Annotated in this window: 19 protein-coding genes; 10 read left to right on the forward strand and 9 right to left on the reverse strand. The window is 70.5% G+C overall.

Annotated elements, in window-relative coordinates; translation table 11 throughout:
- Window positions 1-36: 36 nt before the first annotated feature.
- The gene (locus tag ACFWBQ_RS37530; protein WP_056784314.1) at window positions 37-393 is read right to left on the reverse strand and encodes an iron-sulfur cluster assembly accessory protein; all 357 of its coding nucleotides are present in this window, start codon (window positions 391-393) and stop codon (window positions 37-39) included.
- Between the two features lie 230 nt (window positions 394-623).
- Here ACFWBQ_RS37530 and nadA point away from each other — a divergent pair, with 230 nt between their 5' ends.
- Window positions 624-1811: a quinolinate synthase NadA gene (gene nadA / locus ACFWBQ_RS37535; protein ID WP_385508344.1), complete on the forward strand. Its 1188-nt coding sequence runs from the start codon at window positions 624-626 to the stop codon at window positions 1809-1811.
- A 213-nt stretch (window positions 1812-2024) separates the two neighbouring features.
- Here the strand turns inward: nadA and ACFWBQ_RS37540 are convergent, their stop codons facing one another.
- The 5 genes from ACFWBQ_RS37540 to ACFWBQ_RS37560 form a co-directional block, all read right to left on the reverse strand.
- Window positions 2025-5180, reverse strand: a complete 3156-nt coding sequence (locus ACFWBQ_RS37540) for an efflux RND transporter permease subunit (RefSeq protein ID WP_385508348.1) — start codon at window positions 5178-5180, stop codon at window positions 2025-2027.
- Between the two features lie 176 nt (window positions 5181-5356).
- A complete protein-coding gene (locus tag ACFWBQ_RS37545; RefSeq protein WP_385508351.1) occupies window positions 5357-6046 on the reverse strand; it encodes a response regulator in 690 nt (229 codons plus the stop codon).
- Window positions 6043-7329: a histidine kinase gene (locus tag ACFWBQ_RS37550; protein ID WP_385508354.1), complete on the reverse strand. Its 1287-nt coding sequence runs from the start codon at window positions 7327-7329 to the stop codon at window positions 6043-6045. Before ACFWBQ_RS37550 ends, ACFWBQ_RS37545 begins: the two co-directional genes overlap by 4 nt.
- 141 nt (window positions 7330-7470) lie before the next feature.
- Window positions 7471-7749 (reverse strand): hypothetical protein, encoded by a 279-nt coding sequence (locus ACFWBQ_RS37555; RefSeq protein WP_385508356.1) that lies wholly within the window; start codon window positions 7747-7749, stop codon window positions 7471-7473.
- Between the two features lie 10 nt (window positions 7750-7759).
- A complete protein-coding gene (locus ACFWBQ_RS37560; protein ID WP_385508358.1) occupies window positions 7760-8539 on the reverse strand; it encodes a PspA/IM30 family protein in 780 nt (259 codons plus the stop codon).
- Window positions 8540-8834: 295 nt separating this feature from the next.
- Between ACFWBQ_RS37560 and ACFWBQ_RS37565 the strand changes: the two genes are divergently transcribed.
- The 3 genes from ACFWBQ_RS37565 to ACFWBQ_RS37575 all read left to right on the forward strand — a co-directional run bounded on the left by ACFWBQ_RS37565 (window position 8835) and on the right by ACFWBQ_RS37575 (window position 11379).
- Window positions 8835-9434 (forward strand): DUF3043 domain-containing protein, encoded by a 600-nt coding sequence (locus tag ACFWBQ_RS37565; protein ID WP_385508361.1) that lies wholly within the window; start codon window positions 8835-8837, stop codon window positions 9432-9434.
- Between the two features lie 59 nt (window positions 9435-9493).
- Window positions 9494-10228 carry a class I SAM-dependent methyltransferase gene (locus ACFWBQ_RS37570; RefSeq protein WP_385508384.1) on the forward strand — a complete coding sequence of 245 codons (735 nt, stop codon included), beginning with the start codon at window positions 9494-9496 and terminating at the stop codon, window positions 10226-10228.
- Window positions 10229-10305: 77 nt separating this feature from the next.
- Complete coding sequence (locus ACFWBQ_RS37575; RefSeq protein WP_385508364.1) at window positions 10306-11379, forward strand: S1C family serine protease; 1074 nt, start codon at window positions 10306-10308, stop codon at window positions 11377-11379.
- A 76-nt stretch (window positions 11380-11455) separates the two neighbouring features.
- Here ACFWBQ_RS37575 and ACFWBQ_RS37580 read toward each other — a convergent pair whose 3' ends face one another.
- Window positions 11456-11659, reverse strand: coding sequence for a hypothetical protein (locus ACFWBQ_RS37580; protein ID WP_385508366.1), 204 nt, complete (start codon window positions 11657-11659; stop codon window positions 11456-11458).
- A gap of 132 nt (window positions 11660-11791) precedes the next feature.
- Here ACFWBQ_RS37580 and ACFWBQ_RS37585 point away from each other — a divergent pair, with 132 nt between their 5' ends.
- Both ACFWBQ_RS37585 and cobT read left to right on the forward strand, forming a co-directional pair.
- Window positions 11792-12994 (forward strand): bifunctional adenosylcobinamide kinase/adenosylcobinamide-phosphate guanylyltransferase, encoded by a 1203-nt coding sequence (locus tag ACFWBQ_RS37585; protein ID WP_385508367.1) that lies wholly within the window; start codon window positions 11792-11794, stop codon window positions 12992-12994.
- Window positions 12995-13107: 113 nt separating this feature from the next.
- A complete protein-coding gene (gene cobT, locus ACFWBQ_RS37590) occupies window positions 13108-14226 on the forward strand; it encodes a nicotinate-nucleotide--dimethylbenzimidazole phosphoribosyltransferase (protein ID WP_385508370.1) in 1119 nt (372 codons plus the stop codon).
- A gap of 2 nt (window positions 14227-14228) precedes the next feature.
- Here cobT and ACFWBQ_RS37595 read toward each other — a convergent pair whose 3' ends face one another.
- A complete protein-coding gene (locus tag ACFWBQ_RS37595; RefSeq protein ID WP_385508372.1) occupies window positions 14229-14996 on the reverse strand; it encodes a hypothetical protein in 768 nt (255 codons plus the stop codon).
- Window positions 14997-15083: 87 nt separating this feature from the next.
- Here ACFWBQ_RS37595 and cobS point away from each other — a divergent pair, with 87 nt between their 5' ends.
- Window positions 15084-15863 (forward strand): adenosylcobinamide-GDP ribazoletransferase, encoded by a 780-nt coding sequence (cobS, locus tag ACFWBQ_RS37600; protein ID WP_385508374.1) that lies wholly within the window; start codon window positions 15084-15086, stop codon window positions 15861-15863.
- A 6-nt stretch (window positions 15864-15869) separates the two neighbouring features.
- Here the strand turns inward: cobS and ACFWBQ_RS37605 are convergent, their stop codons facing one another.
- The gene (locus tag ACFWBQ_RS37605) at window positions 15870-16676 is read right to left on the reverse strand and encodes an endo alpha-1,4 polygalactosaminidase (protein WP_385508376.1); all 807 of its coding nucleotides are present in this window, start codon (window positions 16674-16676) and stop codon (window positions 15870-15872) included.
- 251 nt (window positions 16677-16927) lie between these two features.
- On the opposite strand from ACFWBQ_RS37605, the gene ACFWBQ_RS37610 reads away from it, so the two are divergent.
- The 3 genes from ACFWBQ_RS37610 to ACFWBQ_RS37620 all read left to right on the forward strand — a co-directional run.
- A complete protein-coding gene (locus tag ACFWBQ_RS37610) occupies window positions 16928-18469 on the forward strand; it encodes a leucyl aminopeptidase (protein ID WP_385508378.1) in 1542 nt (513 codons plus the stop codon).
- Between the two features lie 325 nt (window positions 18470-18794).
- Complete coding sequence (gene lpdA / locus ACFWBQ_RS37615; protein ID WP_385508380.1) at window positions 18795-20183, forward strand: dihydrolipoyl dehydrogenase; 1389 nt, start codon at window positions 18795-18797, stop codon at window positions 20181-20183.
- A 59-nt stretch (window positions 20184-20242) separates the two neighbouring features.
- The coding region (locus ACFWBQ_RS37620) for a biotin/lipoyl-containing protein (RefSeq protein WP_385508382.1) at window positions 20243-20981 on the forward strand (739 nt) is incomplete at its 3' end.

A 20981-nucleotide genomic window follows, 5' to 3' on the forward strand; every position in this document is an offset into this window, starting at 1 on the left:
GGGAAATCCCGGAGCGCCGCCGCTGTCGTATCAGGCTTAGCTGAAGGAGTCACCGCAGGCACAGGAGCCCGTGGCGTTCGGGTTGTCGATCGTGAAGCCCTGCTTCTCGATCGTGTCCACGAAGTCGACCGAGGCGCCGCCCAGGTACGGGGCGCTCATGCGGTCGGTGACAACCTTGACGCCGCCGAAGTCCTTCACGACGTCGCCGTCGAGCGAGCGCTCGTCGAAGAAGAGCTGGTAGCGCAGGCCGGAGCAACCTCCGGGCTGAACGGCGACGCGCAGAGCGAGGTCGTCACGGCCCTCCTGCTCCAGCAGGGTCCTGACCTTGTCTGCGGCGGCGTCGGACAGGAGGATGCCGTCGCTCACGGTGGTGGTCTCGTCCGATACGGACATCTGCTTCTCTCCCGGGTTGTACGGAGTGCTTGCCGACGGTCCAACCATCGGGGCCTCGGATTCATTCCGGGCCGGGCGCTTGTCTGTTCCCTTCATGCTCGCACACCGCACCCTCGGCGGGATGCGTCACATCGACGCTATCGGCATCGTCAATCCGACGTGAGCCAGTTATGATAGATAGCGTCAATTAGACGAAAAGGCTTGTTCGCAGAGTTCGCAGAAAAGAAAGGGTGCGTGTCGTGACCACCGCCCAGCCCCTGGATGTCCAGCCGACACCCCTCGCCCTGCTGCTGCTCGGCCGCGAGGCCGACCCGAGGAGCGAGCGCGGCGTCGAATGCCCCGGCGACCTGCCCTCCCCGTCCGACCCGGACCTGGTGGAGCGCGCCCGCGCAGCCAAGGAGAAGCTCGGGGAGAAGGTCTTCGTCCTCGGACACCACTACCAGCGCGACGAGGTCATCCAGTTCGCGGACGTCACCGGCGACTCGTTCAAGCTCGCCCGGGACGCCGCAGCGCGGCCCGAGGCGGAGTACATCGTCTTCTGCGGCGTGCACTTCATGGCCGAGTCCGCGGACATCCTGACCGGCGACGACCAGAAGGTCGTCCTGCCCGACCTCGCCGCGGGCTGCTCGATGGCCGACATGGCCACCGCGGAGCAGGTCGCCGAGTGCTGGGACGTGCTGACGGAGGCGGGTGTCGCGGACCAGGTCGTGCCGGTCTCGTACATGAACTCCTCCGCCGACATCAAGGCCTTCACCGGCCGGCACGGCGGGACGATCTGCACCTCGTCCAACGCGAAGCGGGCGCTGGAGTGGGCCTTCGCGCAGGGCGAGAAGGTGCTCTTCCTGCCGGACCAGCACCTGGGGCGCAACACGGCCGTGCGGGACATGGGGATGACCTTGGAGGACTGCGTCCTCTACAACCCGCACAAGCCGAACGGCGGACTCACCGCCGAGGAGCTGCGGAACGCGAAGATGATCCTGTGGCGCGGGCACTGCTCGGTGCACGGGCGCTTCTCGGTGGAGTCCGTCAACGACGTGCGGGAGCGGATCCCGGGTGTCAACGTGCTGGTCCACCCGGAGTGCAAGCACGAGGTCGTGGCAGCCGCGGACTACGTGGGCTCGACCGAGTACATCATCAAGGCCCTCGAAGCGGCCCCGGCCGGTTCGAAGTGGGCGATCGGTACGGAGCTGAACCTGGTGCGCCGGCTCGCGAACCGGTTCGCGGCCGAGGACAAGGAAATCGTCTTCCTCGACAAGACGGTCTGCTTCTGTTCGACGATGAACCGCATCGACCTGCCCCACCTGGTGTGGACGCTGGAGTCGCTGGCCGAGGGAAATCTGGTCAACCGGATCCAGGTCGACGCGGAGACGGAGAAGTACGCGAAGCTGGCGCTGGAGCGGATGCTGGCGCTGCCGTAGCGGGTGGCGGGGCGGGGGTGCCTGCGGCGGGCCTGGACCCCACCCGCCCCCTTCCCGGAACCTGGGCTCCACCCCGGACCCTGCTCCTCAATCGCCGGAGGGGCTTGTTCCGGCCCCCCGAGGGCTCGGGTCGGCCCGGTCCGAAGGAGAAGGCCCCCGATGCCGTTGTGCGGCATCGGGGGCCTTCTTGTGTTGCTGCCTGCGGAGGGCGGGTCAGGCCTTCGCGGGCTCCGGCTCGTCGGAGGTGGCTTCCTCCGGCGTTTCGGGGGCCGCGACGCCCGCCCTCGCCTCGCGCTTGGCCGCCTTCTTCTTGGCGCGACGCTCCTTGCGGAGCTCGACCATCGCATACAGCGTCGGCACCAGGAGCAGCGTCAGCAACGTGGAGGTGATCAGACCGCCGATCACCACGACCGCCAGCGGCTGGGAGATGAACCCGCCCTCGCCGGTGACGCCGAGCGCCATCGGGAGAAGGGCGAAGACCGTCGCCAGCGCCGTCATCAGGATCGGACGCAGACGGTGGCGGCCGCCCTCGACGACTGCCTCGACGACGCCCAATCCCTGCGACCTGTACTGGTTGATCAGGTCGATCAGCACGATCGCGTTCGTCACCACGATGCCGATCAGCATCAGCATGCCGATCATCGCCGGGACACCCATCGGGGTGCCGGTGACGACGAGGAGGCCGATGGCACCGGTCGCCGCGAACGGGATGGAGACCAGCAGGATCAGCGGCTGGATGAGCGACCGGAAGGTGGCCACCAGCAGCATGAACACGATGGCGATGGCCGCCAGCATGGCCAGGCCCAGCTTCATGAAGGCATCGTCCTGGTCCTGGGAGACGCCGCCGATGCTTGCGGTGGCGCCGTCCGGGAGGTCCAGGTCGTTGATCTTCGTCTGGAGCGCGGCGCTGACCGCGCCCGTGTTGTCGCCGGTCGGCTTGGCGGTGATCGTCGCCGCGCGCTGTCCGTCGATCCGGGTCATCGTGACCGGGCCGGGGACCAGCTTCACGTCGGCGATCCGGCCGAGCTCGACCGGGCCGAGCTTCAGGGCCTTCAGTTCGGCCATCGTGGTGGCCGGGCTGGACGACTTCACGATGACGTCACGCTCGGTGTCGTCCATGATCGCCTTGCCGGACGGGGTGCCGCGCACCGCACCGGCGACCGCCGCGCCGAGCGTGGTCTCGTTGAATCCGGCGTCCGCAGCCTTGTCGTTGGCCTTGACCGAGATGCGCGGAACGCTCTGCGCCAGGTCGCTCTGGACGTCGGTGACGTCGTCGAGCTCGGCGACCTCGGTCCGCACCGCTTCGGAGGCCTTCTTCAGGATGTCCGCGTCGGCGGCCTTCACCACGACGCTCAGGTCCTGGCTGCCGAAGCCGTCGCCCGCGGCGATCGTCGTGTCGCCGATGCCGTCGAGCTTGCCGAGGGCCTCGTCGATCCTGTCCTGGGTGGCGTCGAAGTCCGCCGAGTCCTTGAGGGTGATCTGGTAGGAGGCCTGGTTGGCTCCCGTACCGCCGCCGAAGGCCGCCATGAAGCCGGAGGAGCCGACGGTGACCTGGTAGTCCTTGACGCCGCCGTCGGCCGCGAGGACCTTCTCGACCTTCTGTGCGGCCTCGTCGGCTGCCGCCAGGCTGGTGCCGGGGGTCAGCTCCTGCTTGATGGAGAGGACTTCCTGCTCACCCTGGTCGAAGAAGTTGGTCTTCAGCAGGGGCGCCATTCCGAAGGTGCCGAACAGCACCACGAAGGCGATGACGATGCTGGTGATACGGCGCCGGGTCGCGAAGCGCAGCACCGGGACGTAGATCCGCTGGAGCCGGCTGGCGGCTTCCTTCTCCTCGGCCTTGCGGCGTGCCTCGCCCGGATTCTCGGCGGTCCCCTTGGGGGCACGCAGGAACCAGTACGAGAGGACCGGGACCACGGTCAGCGAGACCAGCAGAGAGGCCAGCAGGGCCGCGGTGACGGTCAGGGAGAACGAGCCGAAGAGCTGGCCCACCATGCCGCCGACCAGACCGATGGGCAGGAAGACCGCGACGGTGGTGAGCGTGGAGGAGGTGACCGCACCGGCCACTTCCTTGACCGCGGTGATGATCGCCGACTGGCGCTCCTCGCCGTAGCCGAGGTGCCGCTTGATGTTCTCCAGGACCACGATCGAGTCGTCGACGACCCGGCCGATCGCGATGGTGAGGGCGCCGAGCGTGAGCATGTTCAGCGAGAGGTCGCGGGTCCAGAGCACGATCAGCGCGAGGACCACGGAGAGCGGGATGGAGACCGCGGTGACCAGGGTCGAGCGGATCGACGCGAGGAAGACCAGGATCACGATGACCGCGAAGAGCAGGCCGAGCGCGCCCTCGGTGGTCAGGCCGGAGATCGCCTTGGAGACGGCGGGGCCCTGGTCCGAGACGACGGTCAGCTCGGCGCCGGAACCGAGGTCCTTGCGCAGGTCGGGGAGCTTGTCCTGGACGGCGTCCGAGATGGCGACGGCGCTGCCGTCCTTGTCCATCGTGGCCATCACGGCGAGGCTCTGCTTGCCGTTCGTACGGGTGATGGAGACCGCCGTGGAGGGCTCCTGCTTCACCGTGGCGATGTCGCCGACGCGGACCGGCTTTCCGGGCTTGCCGGTGGCCGGATTCTGCGCGGAGACCTTCAGGTCCTCGATCTGCTGCAGCGAGGTGAAGGAGCCGCCGACCTGGATGGTGCGGCTCTTGCCCGCCTCGGAGAAGGAACCGGCCGGGACCGTGGCACCGCCGGCCTGGAGGGCCTGGGCCAGCGAACCGGCGTTCAGACCGGCGGCGGCGAGCTTCTTGTCGTCGGGGACGACGGAGACCTGGAGTTCCTGGACGCCGTCGACCGCGACCTGGCCGACGCCGTCGATGTCCTCGATGGCCGGGACGACCGTGCGGTCCAGCTGGTCGGCGAGCGCCTGCTGGTCCTTGTCGGACGTGACGGCGAGGACGACGGTCGGGATGTCGTCCGTCGAACCGGCGATGACCTGCGGGTCGACGTCCTCGGGCAGCTGGATGCGGGCGCGGTTCACGGCCTGCTGGATGTCCGCGACGAGCTGCTTGGTGCCTTCGTCACCGAAGTCGAAGCTCGCCATGATGACGGCGTTGCCCTCGCTGGCGGTCGAGGTGATGCCCTCGACGCCGTCGACGGCCTTGATGGCGTTCTCGAGGGGTTCGACGACCTGCTTCTCGACCACATCGGGGGACGCACCCTGATAGGGGGCCAGCACCGACACCATCGGGAGTTCGATGGTGGGCAGCAGCTGCTGCTTGAGCTGCGGGATCGCGATCGCTCCGAAAACGAGCGCGACGATCGAGATCAGCCCGATAAGGGCCCGTTGCGCGAGGCTGAATCTGGACAGCCAGGACATGGGTGGGTCTCTCTTCTGTGGCTTACGCGGCAGATGGGCGGCTGCTCAGGAGCAAAAAAGGGGGACACAGCCCGCCCATCTATACGATCGCCGATCCCGGGGACGGATTCGTCAGCCCCCGGGTTGCATTCTTATGGCGCGCATACAGCAGGTGGAGTACGCCGGATCTCCACCCGTTACTCCGCCCTGGGACGCACCAGGCCCGATTCGTACGCAATCACGACCAATTGGGCCCGGTCCCGGGCGCCCAGCTTCGCCATGGCCCTGTTCACATGGGTCTTCACGGTGAGAGGGCTGACGACGAGCCGCTCGGCGATCTCGTCGTTGGAGTGCCCGCCCGCGACCAGGACGAGCACCTCACGCTCCCGCCCGGTGAGCGCGCCGAGCCGCTCGGCGTACGCCGCGGCGTCAGGGCCCTCGCCGGCACTGCCGCCCTGTGCGAGGAACGTGGCGATGAGTCCCTTGGTCGCGGCCGGGGAGAGCAGTGCCTCCCCCGCTGCGGCGATACGGATGGCGTTGAGCAGCTCGTCCGGTTCGGCGCCCTTCCCGAGGAATCCGGACGCACCCGCGCGCAGGGACTGCACCACGTACTCGTCCACCTCGAAGGTGGTGAGCATGACGACCCGTACACCCGCCAGATCCGGATCGGCGCTGATCATCCGGGTGGCGGCGAGCCCGTCCGTCCCGGGCATCCGGATGTCCATCAGCACCACATCGGCGCACGTCGAGCGGGCCAGCTCCACGGCCTGTGCGCCGTCCGCGGCCTCGCCGACGACCTGCATGTCGGGCTCCGAGTCGACCAGCACCCGGAACGCGCTGCGCAGCAGCGCCTGGTCGTCGGCGAGCAGCACCTTGATCGGTGTCACGCGTGTCCCCCCGTCCTGTCCGCCGTGCCCGGCCTCTCCGGCTCACCCGTGCGGGACATGACGGGCAGGATCGCATGGACGCGGAATCCACCGCCGTAACGGGGGCCCGCGGTGAGGGTGCCGCCGAGCGCGGTGACGCGTTCGCGCATGCCGATGAGGCCGTGGCCGCCGCCGTCGCGCTCCTCGTACGGATTCGTCCCGTCGTCCGTGGCTCTCGGCCTGCCCCTGCCGTTGTCCAGCACCGTGATCTCCGCGGTGCTCCCGACCCGTACGACGCTCACCTCGGCCTTCACCTCGGCACCGGCGTGCTTGCGCACATTGGTGAGCGCCTCCTGGATGACCCGGTAGGCCGCGAGATCGACGGCTGCGGGCAACGGGCTCTCCCGGTGGGTGCAGGCCACCTCGACGGGGAGTCCCGCGTTCCGGAAGGTGTCGACGAGCTCGCCGAGGACCGCGAGGCCGGGTGCCGGCTCGGTGGGCGCCGCAGGGTCGCCGGACTGGCGCAGCAGCCCGACCGTTGTCCTGAGCTCCCCCAGTGCGGAGCGGCTGGCCTCACGGACATGGGCGAGCGCCTCCTTGGCCTGGTCCGGGCGCTTGTCCATGACATGGGCGGCCACCCCGGCCTGGACGTTGACCAGGGCGATGTGGTGGGCGACGACGTCGTGCAGGTCCCGGGCGATCCGCAGCCGCTCCTCGGCGACCCGCCGGCGGGCTTCCTCCTCGCGGGTGCGCTCGGCCCGCTCGGCGCGTTCCCTGATCGCGTCGATGAACGCGCGTCTGCTGCGGACCGCGTCGCCCGCGGCTGCGGCCATGCCGGTCCAGGCGAAGACGCCGAGGTTCTCCTGGCTGTACCAGGGCGTCGAGCCGACCACCATCGCCGCCACGGTCAGCACCGCCATCGTCAGCAGCCCCACCCGCCAGGTGGTGGGGCGGTCGGTGCGGGACGCGACGGTGAAGAGCGCGATGACCGCGCTCATCACCACGGGGGCGGGCGGATCCATGAGGATGAACTCGGCGGTGGACAGCAGACCGGTCGCGCCGAGTACCGCCATGGGATCGCGCCGCCGCAGCACGAGTGCCCCGGCGCCGAGCACCATGAGGAGCACACTCGACGGTTCGGGGGTGCGGACGCCGAAAATCGGCCCGTGCCCTGGATTCGGTTCGGCGAACGACGCACAGATCATGCAGGCGAGCACGGCCAGGGCGAGCGCCGCGTCGAATGCCAGGGGATGGCCGCGCAGCCAGCGTCGGGCTCGTGCGAGCCCGGTTCCGAGGGTGGTCACGTCAAGCTACGGTACGGCGTGTCGCGCACATTGCTGTCCCTGCGGTGTGCGGATCCGACCACAGAACGGCACCGTGCCACTGTGCCCCGCACCGGTGGGACCGGGCGGGGCACAGGGCGGGAGTGTGGAGCCGGCGCTCGGTCAGCCGGGGATCAGCCCGTCGTCACTGAGCATGGCGCGCACGTCTTCGAGGGTCGCGTCCGGTGACGGCAGGATCAGCTCGGACGGCTCCAGGGAGTCGTCCGGCAGCGGCGAGCCGAGCTCGCGCACCTTGTCGAGGAGCGCGTGGAGAGTGGTGCGAAAGCCGGGGCCGTCGCCGCTCTCCATCTCTGCGAGCAGTACGTCGTCGAGCTTGCTCAGCTCGGCGACATGACTGTCGGCCAGTGCTACCTGGCCCTCCCCCATGATCCGTACGATCATGACGCCGCCCTTACTGCTTGTCGAACTTGTGCGGGGACTGCTGCGACTGCGGCGCCGCGTCCTGCGCACCGCCTTCGATGGCCTGCTTGGAAGAGGAGCCGCCGGCCAGTTCGGCCTTCATGCGCTGCAGTTCCAGCTCTACATCCGTACCACCGGAGATCCGGTCCAGCTCGGCGGCGATGTCGTCCTTCGCCGTCCCGGTCGGGTCGTCCAGAGCACCGGAGGCCAGCAGTTCGTCGATGGCTCCGGCACGCGCCTGCAGCTGCTGGGTCTTGTCCTCGGCCCGCTGGATCGCGAGGCCGACGTCGCCCATCTCCTCGGAGATACCGGAGAACGCCTCACCGATCCGGGTCTGGGCCTGGGCCGCGGTGTAGGTGGCCTTGATCGTCTCCTTCTTCGTACGGAAGGCGTCGACCTTGGCCTGCAGCCGCTGGGCCGCGAGAGTGAGCTTCTCCTCCTCGCCCTGCAGCGTCTGGTGCTGCGTCTCCAGGTCCGTGACCTGCTGCTGGAGGGCGGCGCGACGGGACAGCGCCTCGCGGGCCAGATCCTCACGGCCGAGCGCGAGCGCCTTGCGACCCTGGTCCTCCAGCTTGGACGACTGTCCCTGCAGCTGATTCAGCTGCAGCTCCAGCCGCTTGCGCGAGGTCGCCACATCGGCGACGCCGCGGCGTACCTTCTGAAGCAGCTCCAGCTGCTTCTGGTACGAGTAATCGAGGGTCTCGCGCGGATCCTCGGCCCGGTCAAGGGCCTTGTTTGCCTTCGCGCGGAAGATCATTCCCATACGCTTCATGACACCGCTCATGGGCTTCGCGCGCCCCCTTCTGACGGACTGAGCTCCAGCACTCCAACAGAACCCACAGTACGGGCCCTGCCTCTATTACCGCACTGTTCGGGCACGGATGTGCTCCTACCCAAGGACGACTGCCACCTGCGAGCTCTCCCGCGCAGGGAGTAGAGAACATCGGGGAAACCGGTGGCGACGTCCGTTCTGCCCCTGTCGGGACACCTTTCAGGACGCAGGCCGTTGCCGGATCGTTCCCGCCCGGTCCTGACTTGCCCGGGACGACCCCGTACCCTTGGGTTTTGTGTTCCGTAGCCGTTCCAAGGAAGAGAAGGCCCCCACCGACAAGGTGACGGCGGACCTCTCCAAGCAGCCCCGCGACCCTCAGGCTCCCAAGGGTCGCCCCACCCCCAAGCGCAACGACGCCCAGACGCAGCGCCGACGTGCCTCGAGCGGCACGCCGACCGATCGCAAGGAGGCCACGAAGCGACAGCGCGAAGCGCGCCGCGCGGACCTGGCCAAGCAGCGTGAGGCGCTCGCGTCGGGTGACGAGCGTTATCTCCCGGCACGTGACAAGGGGCCTGTGCGGCGCTTTGTCCGTGACTTCGTGGACTCGCGCTTCTGCATCGCGGAGTACTTCCTTCCGCTCGCAGTGGTCATCCTGATCCTCAGCGTGATCCAGATCCAGAACATCCAGAACATCTCGCTGCTGCTCTGGCTCGGCGTGATCGTCCTGATCGTGGTCGACTCCATCGGCCTCGCGTTCCGGCTCAAGAAGCAGCTGGCCCAGCGCTTCCCTGACACGCCGAAGCGCGGCGCCGTGGCCTACGGCCTGATGCGTACGCTCCAGATGCGCCGACTGCGGCTTCCGAAGCCGCAGGTCAAGCGGGGAGAGCGGCCCTGAGCACGGAGACCTCCGGCTTCACGGGGGTCTCTTCCCAATGGCTGGCCGGGCTCGGCGGACTGCGCAACACGGTCCGCCAGGAGCTCGTCGCCCGGCAGCTGGACGAGCAGATAGCGGCGCGTTTCCCCGTGGGGCGGCGGCTGCGGGTGCTCGATGTCGGCATGGGCCAGGGCACGCAGGCGCTGCGGCTGGCCCGGGCCGGGCACTCCGTGACCGGTCTGGAGTCCGACGGCGAGATGCTGCGGACCGCCCGGGAGTCCCTCGCGGGCGAGCCCGAGGGCATCCGGGAGCGGGTGCGCCTCATCGAGGGCGACGGCCGCGACACCGGGGTGCACTTCCTGCCCGGCAGTTTCGACGTGGTGCTCTGCCACGGCGTTCTGATGTACGTACCCGAGCCTGATCCGATGCTGGCGGGCCTGGCCCGGATGCTGGCGCCCGGCGGGCTCCTCTCGCTGCTCGTGCGGAACGCCGACGCACTGGCGATGCGGCCCGGGACCGCGGGGGACTTCGCCGGGGCTCTCGCGGCATTCGACATGGATACGTATACGAACCGGCTCGGCCTCGCTGTGCGGGCGGACCGGCTCGACGCACTGACGGCCACGCTCGCCGGGATCGCCGCGCCGCTGCACGCCTGGTACGGCGTGCGGGTCTTCACGGACAACGTGAGCAACGACGTGGAGCTGCCCGACGCTCAGGAGCTGGCGCGGGTACTGGCCGCGGAGGACCGGGCGGGGCGGACCGACCCGTACCGCAGGGTGGCGGCGCTGCTGCATCTGTGCGGGGTGCGCGGCTGAGAACCCGGGGCCGGCGGTACGCCTGATCGGCCCATCAGCGCAGGCCCGTGCCCGGAGCCGCTGGCGATACTCCGGGCATGGACGCATCCCCTTCCCGCAGCCGGGCGCGCCGCCTGCTGCTGCCTCTGACCGCCGGTGCCTGTGCGATCGCCCTGGCGGGCGGCTGCTCCGGCCCGGGCTCCTCCCGGGCCGACGCCCCGGTACAGCAGGGTGCGGTGGCCCGGGCCACGGATGATCTCGAGAGCCGGTACCAGGCTGTCATCAGGGATGTGCTGCCCTCGGTCGTACAGATCGGCGCCGAGGACGGTCTCGGCTCCGGCATCGTTTACGACAACAAGGGCCATATCGTCACGAACGCCCACGTCGTGGGCAGCGCGAAGACCTTCGACGTCACCGTCGCCACCGGCGAGAAGGGGCTCAAGGCCTCGCTGGTCTCCTCCTATCCGGAGCAGGACCTGGCGGTCATCAGGCTCGACAACGTCCCGGACGGGCTGAAGGCCGCGACGTTCGGCGACGCCGACAAGGTCGAGGTGGGGCAGATCGTCCTGGCGATGGGCTCGCCGCTCGGCCTGTCCAGCAGCGTCACCCAGGGCATCGTGTCGGCCCTGGGACGGACCGTCAGCGAGAGCCGCGCGGGTGGTGGCACCGGGGCGACGCTCGCCGACATGGTGCAGACCTCGGCGGCGATCAACCCGGGCAACAGCGGCGGGGCGCTGGTGAACCTCGACAGCGAGGTGATCGGCATCCCGACCCTCGCGGCGACGGATCCACAGCTGGGCGGCAGCGCGGCGCCCGGCATCGGATTCGCGATCCCGGTCTCGATGGTGCGGACGGTCGCGGACCAGATCATCAAGTCCGGCAAGGTCACCGACTCGGGCCGGGCGGCGCTGAACATCACGGGCCGTACGGTCGTCGACGACGACTATCAGCCGGCCGGTGTCGCCGTCGTCAGCCTGGAGAAGGGCGGGGCCGCGGAGAAGGCGGGCCTGCGCGCCGGAGACATCATCACCGCGATCGACGACACCCCGATCACGACGATCACGTCGCTCTCGGAGGCCCTGGCGGGCGACAAGCCGGGCGAACAGGTCACGGTGACGTACTCGCGCAGCGATTCGAAGAGGAAGGCCGAGGCCACCCTGGGCGAGATCTGAGCGGACGCCGCGGCACCCGGCCCGGCACCCGGGCGGGTGGCGGGCCGGAGCTCTGTCGCGGGCCGGCCGGTCGGGCCTATTCGGCCTGGAGGCTCATCGGGCCGTAGATCTTCGTCGCGTCCTCGAAGAGCGACACCTGGTCGGCACCGCCCTCCAGGAGCTCCTTCCAGAACTCACCGATCCAGGACTCCGCATCGCCCTGGGTCGTGAACTCCTCCGGCTGCAGGGCCGGCTCCGTCTCCGTACCGTCGGACTTCTCGAACCGCCACGTCCACGCCATGTCCGCCTCCTGGGTCACGTTGCTGCCCGAAGCCTAGTGCCTCCCGTTTGGATCAGGCCCGATCCGAACGGGAGGCACTGGTGCCCGGGCCCGGGCGCGCAGGCGGAGCACGGACACGGGAGGATCAGGAGCGTGGAACTGACTCTGCTCGGCACCGGAGCCCCCGACGGGCTGCCGCGGCCCGACTGTCCTTGCGCCGCCTGCGCGTCGGCCCGTGGTGCGCGGGCGCGGGCCGCGACCTCGCTGCTGATCGACGACGCACTGCTGCTCGATCTCACTCCGGGCGCCGTGTTCGCGGCGGCCCGTGCGGGCCGTTCGCTCACCGGCGTACGGCAGGTACTGCTGACCCATCCCCATGACGGGCCCGCGGTGGAACTGCCTGCCTCGCTCCCCTCCGCGGGGCGCGTACCGGACGGCCAGGAGCTGACGCTGATCAGCGGGCACCGGGTGCGGGCGGTGGCGATGGACGCTCCGGGCACCGGGTACGAGGTGACGTCTCCGGAAGGGAAGCGGCTGCTCTACCTGCCGCCGGGGGCCGCACCCGCCGGTCTGGCCGACCATGTGGCGGAGCCGTACGACATGGTCGTCGCCGATGTGGTCGCGCGGCCCGACGCCGTGGCCCGGCTGCGGGCCGTGGACGCGATCGGGCCCGCCACCGAGGTCGTCGCCGTCCATCTGGACCACGACGCACCGCCCGGCGACGAGCTGCACCGCAGGCTGGCGGCCGCCGGAGCACGGGCCGTGCCGGACGGGACGACGCTGGCGGTGGGCGAGTACCACGTGGTGCCCGAGGTGCCCCGGCGCACCCTGGTGACGGGTGGCGCACGGTCGGGGAAGTCGCTGGAGGCCGAGCAGCGTCTGGAGACGTTCCCCGAGGTGGTGTACGTGGCTACGGGTGGCCGGCGGGACGGCGACGCGGAGTGGGCGGCCCGGATCGGACTGCACCGCGAGCGCAGACCCGCCGCATGGCGCACCGAGGAGACCTGCGATCTGGTGGCTCTGCTGGAGGCGGACGGCCCACCGCTCCTGATCGACTGTCTGTCGCTGTGGCTGACGGACGCGATGGACCGGGTGGACGCGTGGGACGACGCCCGGTGGGTGGACGGCGGCGAGGAGGCGCTGCAGGAACGGGTCGCGGAACTGGTCCGCGCGGTGCGCGGGACGCGCCGTACGGTCGTCGCCGTGACCAATGAGACCGGTTCCGGTGTGGTCCCCGCGACGGCCTCCGGGCGGCGCTTCCGGGACGAACTGGGCCGCCTGAACGCCGCGTTCGCCGCCGAGTGCGAGCACGTGCTGCTGGTGGTGGCGGGCCGGGCGCTGGTGCTGCGGGGCTGAGCCGCGGGCGGGTGCGGGGTCCGGGGGCGCGGAAAGCTGCCGGGTACTGTTCCGCACAGGAGCCCTCCGCCGGGTTCCTGCCCACCATGTGACGACCCGCGAGGCAGACCCCCGTGAATCTGGACGACTTCTCCGACCTCATCGAACGCCCCGACGGCGGCGTACGGCGCGACGCCGAGGAACGCCGGGAGCGGCTGACCGTCCCGCCCGGCGCTCTCGGCAGGCTCGACGAGCTGGGTGAGTGGCTGTCGGCCGCCCAGCAGGCCGTACCGGTCAGGCCCGTGGACCAGCCGCGCGTGGTGCTGTTCGCCGGTGACCACGGGGTGGCGGAGCTGGGGGTGTCCGGCCGGGCGGCCGGCACCGCGCACGAACTGGTCCGGGCCGCGCTGGACGGTGCGAGCCCGGTCGCTGTGCTGGCCCGGCGCCTGTCCGTTCCCGTACGGATCGTGGACGCCGGTCTGGACTGCGACCCCGAGCTGCTCCCCGACGCTGTCGTACGGCACCGGGTGCGGCGCGGCAGTGGCCGTATCGACGTCGAGGACGCGCTGACGGCCGAGGAGGCCGAGCAGGCCGTACGGCTCGGCATACGGATCGCCGACGAGGAGGCCGACTCCGGCACCGATCTGGTGGTGCTCGGTGATCTGAGCGTCGGCGGTACGACGGCGGCCTCGACCCTGATCGCGGCCCTGTGCGGCACGGACGCCTCGGTGGTGACCGGGCGCGGTGGTGCGGGCATCGACGACCTGGCGTGGATGCGCAAGTGCGCCGCCATCCGGGACGCGCTGCGCCGGGCCCGGCCGGTTCTCGGCGATCAGCTGGAGCTGCTGGCCGCGGTGGGCGGCGCGGATCTGGCGGCGATGACCGGTTTCCTGTTGCAGAGCGCGGTGCGCCGGATGCCCGTGGTACTGGACGGGGTGGTCTCGGCCGCCTGTGCGCTGGTGGCCCAGCGGGCGGCCTTCAGGGCGCCGGACTGGTGGCTGGCAGGCCAGGTGAGCGGTGAGCCGGCGCAGATGAAGGCGCTGGACCGGATGGCGCTGACGCCGCTGCTCGACCACGGGGTGACCGTGGGCGAGGGCAGCGGGGCGCTGCTCGCCCTGCCGCTCGTCCAGGCCGCGGCGGCACTGGCCGCGGAGCTGCCCGAGCGGGCGCAGGAGACGGAGGAGGAGCCTGCCGAGGGGACTGCGCAGGAGCCTTCCGGGGAAGGCGAGCCCGCGGAGAGCACCACCGCCTGATCTCAGCTCCCCGGGCGGGGCCCCGGCAGCGGTGTCCGGTCCGGGGCCCCGCCGATCAGGTCCTGGAACCTGCGGCGCGGCCCCGCCCAGCGCACATCGTGGTGGTACGCCCTCAGCACCGCCCTGGCGCGCGCCCGGTGCCGTCTGCGGTAGAAGCGTCTGGCCCACGGCGAGGCCGGCCGGGCCAGCCGGATCGCGGCGATCAGCGCGAGGAACGGGATGAGGGTGCCGATCACCGCCATGCGGGCCTTGCCCTTGAACAGGGCGATCAGCACGAAGCCGAAGTTGACGAGGTAGGTCAGGACGACGCCCAGCCTGTTCTGCTGCTGATCGCCGCTCAGTTCGTCCACCCCCAGCGGGGAGAATCCGGCGAGGACGAGCAGGACGAGCGAGGCGGTGAGGACCACGACCTCCACGCTCTGACGGCCCTCCTCCGTCCAGTACACGTCGTCGAGGTGCAGGATCAGGGCGAACTCGTCGAGTACCAGACCGGCCCCCACCCCGAAGACGACCGCGCAGATCCCGGCGGCGGCACCGTGCTGTCCGGAGGCGACCGCGCCGAAGCCGCCGACCACCGAGAGAACGACGCCCGGCACCACGTGGTGGATGTGCACACCGCCGGGCGTGATGTTGCGGAACGGCCCCTTCCCGGCCCTGATCATCCGGGTGATGACGCGGGTGATGGCGAACGTGAGCACGAAGGAGGCGAGGGCGAGCAGCAGCGGGAGCTTGCCCGGCTCGACGATGTTCTGGTGAAGCCAGTGACCCATGCCACCTACTCCCGATGATCCGCCTATGCGGCTTCTGGTGTGTTTTGCACAATCTAGCCCTGCGCCGCACCGGCTAGCCTGCGCGCGGTGACCTCCCTGAACAGCCACGGCCTGCGTTTCGCCTTCGGCACCCTGACCGTGCTCCCCGTCCGTGTCTCACGCTGGGACCGGGACGCCGCCCGCGCCGGCATGCTCTGCGCCCCGCTCGCCGGGCTCGTCGTGGGACTGCTCGCAGCCGTGCCCGGAGTGCTGTTCGTGCTAGCCGGGTCAGGTCCCCTGTCGGCGGCCGTCGCCTCCGCCGCCGTGCCCGCCGTCCTGACCCGGGGCCTTCATCTGGACGGGCTCGCGGACACCGCCGACGGGCTCGGCAGCGCCAAGCCGGCCGAGGACGCGCTGCGGATCATGAAGCAGTCGGACATTGGGCCGTTCGGTGTCATCACCCTGCTGTTCGTCCTGCTGGCACAGGTCGCGGCCCTCTTCGAGCTGTACGGGCAGGGCTGGGCACACGGCGCCCTGGGGACGGTCGTCGCCGCGGTGACCGCCCGGCTCGCGCTCACCCTGGCCGCACGCCGGGGCGTCCCGCCCGCCCGTCCCGAGGGCCTCGGCGCGGCGGTGGCAGGCACGGTTGCGCCCCGTACCGCCCTGGCCGTCGCCACCGTGGTGGTGGCGGGCTGCGCGGGGGCCGGTGCGCTCCTCGGGGGGTACGGGGCGGTGCACCATGCCCTCGCCGCGCCGGCCGGTCTCGGGGCCGCGCACCTGATGCTGCGCCACTGTGTGCGGCGCTTCGGCGGGGTGACCGGCGATGTGTTCGGCGCGCTGGAGGAAACCGCGGTCACGGTGGCCCTGGTGGCGCTCGTCCTGGGCTGAGGGCTGTCAGCAGGTCCGGCGCCAGACCCCGAGTTCATACTTCTTCAGCAGCGAGCTCAGCTTCAGCTGCCGGGACCGGGGGCAGAATTCCGCCACCGGCACTTCGTACTCCGCGTGGAGGACGGCCTTGCCCGCCTCGACGAACGGTGTCAGCGTCTCGCATTCGTCGTACTGCGCGCACTGTTCGTTGACCGCGAAGTCGAAGTCGTCCACCAGCTGCGGGATCTGGGGCAGGTCGTTCTTCAGGCCGACGGCCAGGTGGTGACGGTGCGCGAGACGGGCGATCAGCCGGTTGTAGCGCAGCTGGTCGTCCGCGGTGAGCGGGAAGCCCGTGGTGTTGAGGTAGCCGTCCATGTTGTCCGGCTCCACGGCGTCGAAGCCCTTCTTCGCGCACATGGCGATCCGGGTCTCCATCAGCGGCTCCAGGATGTCGGTGCGGCGGATGTCGAGCCACCACTCCCCCTCCCAGCCGTTGCTCTTCCCGCGTACGGAGGCGGGGAACTTCCCGGCGTCCGGGCGGAAGTCCTCCCAGGCGCCGGTGGAGAGGTAGCAGATGACCTTGCGGCCCTTGCGGTGCAGCGCGGCCACCGTCTTCGCGTCCTGGTCGAACCCGTCGATGTCGTAGACGGGCGCGTCCACGCTCGTGTCCACCCGACCGGAGAGCTGCCACTGCCAGTCCACGCCCGGTTCCGGCTGCCAGCGTTGTCCTGCCTCCGGCTGCTCATGGGCAGCCTGCTCCGCGGCCGGGGTGCAGCCGGCCAGCAGCACCAGTACGGCGCAGGGAACCGGCCACCGTGTCCTCGCGCCCCGCATGGCTTTCCCCCCGCTCGCCCCGCCCAGGCCAACGACCCTATCGCCGCGCCGCGTTCCTCCCGCTACGGGCCCGGCGGCCACGGGGGCGCACGGCGGGCCCGTGCCACGGACGGCCCCGCCACTGTGAGCCGGAAGCAAAGGCGCGCGTAGGCTCGTTCCCGGTGCATTGAGGCGGCGTCTACGATGCGCCGGGCATGGTCGGCCCACCCCTCGACCGATACAGAACTCAACGGAAGCGAGATTTCACCACCGTGACTGCTCTCACTCTCAGCACTGCAGGTGCGGCGACGCTGCGCGCCGACGCACTCGTCGTCGGCGTCGCCAAGGGCACCAAGGGTCCGGTCGTCGCACCGGGCGCCGAGGCCGTGGACAAGGCGTTCGACGGAAAGCTCGCCACCGTCCTGGAGACGCTGGGCGCCTCCGGTGCCGAGGGCGAAGTGACCAAGCTTCCCGCACCGTCCGGTCTCAAGGTCGCGGTCGTCATCGCGGTCGGCCTCGGTCCGGTCCCGGAGAAGGACGACGCATACGACGCGGAGGCGCTGCGCCGCGCAGCCGGCAGCGCCGCCCGTGCGCTGACCGGTTCGAAGAAGGCCGGTTTCGCGCTGCCGACGGAGTCCGCCGAGGACGCCGAGGCCATCGCCGAGGGCGCCCTGCTCGGCGCGTACGCCTTCACCGCCTACCAGGGCGGCGAGAACAAGCTCGCCCCCAAGGGCAAGAAGGACAACGGCGCGAAGCTGCCGCTGGCCGAGGTCGCCCTGCTCGGCACCAAGCCGCGCGACAAGGCGTTCAAGGCCGCCGCCGAGCGCGCCACCGCGGTTGTCGAGGAGATCAACCGCGCCCGTGACCTGATCAACACCCCGCCTAACGACCTGTACCCCGAGTCCTTCGCCGCGGTCGTCACCGCCGCCGGCAAGGAGCACGGCATCAAGGTTCAGGTCTTCGACGAGAAGGCACTCGTCAAGGGCGGCTTCGGCGGCCTGCTGGGCGTCGGCCAGGGCTCCACGCACGGCCCCCGTCTCGTCAGGCTCGGCTACACCCACCCGAAGGCGGAGAAGACCCTGGCCCTGGTCGGCAAGGGCATCACCTACGACTCGGGCGGCATCTCGCTCAAGCCGGCCGGCCACAACGAGACGATGAAGTGCGACATGAGCGGCGCCGCCGCGGTGTTCGCCGCCGTCGTCGCGGCCTCCCGTCTCGGCCTCCAGGTCAATGTCACCGGCTGGCTGGCCCTCGCCGAGAACATGCCGTCCGGCAACGCCACCCGCCCGGGTGACGTGCTGCGCATGTACAGCGGCAAGACCGTCGAGGTCCTCAACACCGACGCCGAGGGCCGCCTCGTCCTCGCCGACGCGCTGACCCGCGCCTCCGAGGAGAACCCCGACGCGATCGTCGACGTGGCGACCCTGACGGGCGCGATGGTCCTCGCCCTCGGCAACCGCACCTTCGGTGTGATGGCCAACGACGACGCCTTCCGTACGTCCATCCACGAGATCGCCGAGGAGGTCGGCGAGGCGTCCTGGCCGATGCCGCTCCCCGCCGACCTGCGCAAGGGCATGGACTCCCCGACCGCCGACATCGCCAACATGGGCGAGCGGATGGGCGGCGGCCTGGTGGCCGGTCTGTTCCTGCAGGAGTTCGTGGGCGAGGGCATCGCCTGGGCCCACCTGGACATCGCGGGACCCGCCTTCCACGAGGGCGCGCCGTACGGGTACACGCCCAAGGGCGGCACCGGGTCGGCCGTCCGCACCCTGGTCAAGCTGGCGGAGCGCACGGCCGCCGGCGACCTCGGCTGAGTTCACACGCACCAGTCGCCTGCGCGTTCGCGTGCAGCGATACGGCCCCGGGCATACGTCCGGGGCCGTACGTGTTCACCTCAGTGGCTCTGACCGGCCGCTTTCCGGAACTTTGTACGCATCGGAAACCGTCCGAGCCGGACGCTCGTCCGTCTCAGACCAGGGGCCCGCGTCCCGCTCGCCCTCAACAAGTGCGAAGATGGGTTCTCGGCAGGACAGGGCCCCACCACAGGGCCGAACAACAAGCGGCCGAACACCAGCCGACCGGCCGGTCACACCCCGGCGAGGGGCCCGGCGTACGGCGCACATGCATGGAGGACGTGACGTGGCGAACGACGCCAGCACCGTTTTCGACCTAGTGATCCTCGGCGGTGGTAGCGGCGGTTACGCCGCGGCCCTGCGCGGAGCGCAGCTGGGCCTGGACGTCGCACTGATCGAGAAGGGCAAGGTCGGCGGCACCTGCCTGCACAACGGCTGCATCCCCACCAAGGCGCTGCTGCACGCCGGAGAGATCGCCGACCAAGCCCGCGAGGCCGGTCAGTTCGGTGTCAAGGCCACCTTCGAGGGCATCGACATCGCGGCCGTCCACGCGTACAAGGACGAGGTGATCTCGGGTCTGTACAAGGGCCTGCAGGGACTCATCGCCTCGCGCAAGGTGCACTACATCGAGGGTGAGGGCCGGCTCTCGTCGCCCACCTCGGTGGATGTCGACGGCCAGCGCATCCAGGGCCGCCACGTCGTGCTGGCGACCGGCTCCGTGCCGAAGTCGCTGCCCGGCCTGGAGATCGACGGCAACCGCATCATCTCCTCGGACCACGCACTGAAGCTGGACCGCGTACCGAAGTCCGCGATCGTCCTGGGCGGCGGCGTCATCGGCGTCGAGTTCGCCTCGGCGTGGAAGTCCTTCGGCACCGACGTCACCATCGTCGAGGGCCTGAAGCACCTGGTCCCGGTCGAGGACGAGAACAGCTCGAAGCTTCTGGAGCGTGCGTTCCGCAAGCGCGGCATAAAGTTCAACCTCGGCACCTTCTTCGACAAGGCCGAGTACACGCAGGACGGCGTGCGTGTCACCCTCGCCGACGGCAAGACCTTCGAGGCGGAGGTGCTGCTGGTCGCGATCGGCCGCGGCCCGGTCTCGCAGGGTCTGGGCTACGAGGAGGCCGGGGTCGCGATGGACCGCGGCTACGTCCTCGTCGACGAGTACATGCAGACCAACGTCCCGACGATCTCGGCCGTGGGCGACCTTGCCCCGACCCTCCAGCTCGCGCACGTCGGCTTCGCCGAGGGCATCCTCGTGGCGGAGCGGCTGGCCGGTCTCAAGACCGTTCCGATCGACTACGACGGCGTGCCGAAGGTGACCTACTGCCACCCCGAGGTCGCCTCCGTCGGTATCTCCGAGGCCAAGGCCAAGGAGATCTACGGTGCGGACAAGGTCGTCGTCCTCAAGTACAACCTCGCGGGCAACGGCAAGAGCAAGATCCTGAAGACCGCGGGCGAGATCAAGCTCGTCCAGGTCAAGGACGGTGCCGTGGTCGGCGTCCACATGGTCGGTGACCGTATGGGCGAGCAGGTCGGCGAAGCCCAGCTGATCTACAACTGGGAGGCGCTGCCGGCCGAGGTCGCGCAGCTCATCCACGCCCACCCGACGCAGAACGAGGCGATGGGCGAGGCGCACCTGGCTCTGGCCGGCAAGCCTCTCCACTCCCACGACTGATCCAGTCCCGGGCGCGACGACCGACCACTTCCGCACTTTCGTAAGGAGCAACTGAAACCATGTCGGTTTCCGTAACCCTTCCGGCGCTCGGCGAGAGCGTCACCGAGGGCACTGTCACCCGTTGGCTGAAGGCCGAGGGCGAGCACGTCGAGGCCGACGAGCCGTTGCTCGAGGTCTCGACCGACAAGGTCGACACCGAGATCCCGGCCCCCGTATCCGGCGTCCTGGCGTCCATCAAGGTCGCCGAGGACGAGACCGTCGAGGTCGGCGCCGAGCTGGCCGTCATCGACGACGGCTCGGGTGCGCCCGCGGCGGCTCCGGCTGCCGAGGCTCCGGCGCCCGTCGCCGAGGCCCCCGCCGCTCCGGCCGCCGAGGCCGCTCCGGCCGCCGAGGCCGCTCCGGCTCCGGCCGGTGGCGCCGCCGGTACCGACGTCACCCTCCCGGCGCTCGGTGAGAGCGTCACCGAGGGCACGGTCACCCGCTGGCTGAAGGAGGTCGGCGAGGAGGTCACGGAGGACGAGCCCCTGCTCGAGGTCTCCACGGACAAGGTCGACACCGAGATCCCCGCCCCGGTCTCCGGCGTGCTGCTGGAGATCGTCGTCGCCGAGGACGAGACCGCCGAGGTCGGCGCCAAGCTCGCCGTCATCGGTGCTCCGGGTGCCGCCCCGGCCGCTGCTCCGGCAGCTCCGGCTCCGGCTCCGGCCGCCGCTCCGGCTCCGGCCGCCCCGGCCGCCCCGGCTGCCCCGGCCCCCGCCGCTCCCGCGCCTGCCGCTCCGGCAGCGCCGGCAGCGCCGGCAG

It is taken from the genome of Streptomyces sp. NPDC060035 (assembly GCF_042736635.1).
Taxonomy (GTDB): Bacteria; Actinomycetota; Actinomycetes; order Streptomycetales; family Streptomycetaceae; genus Streptomyces.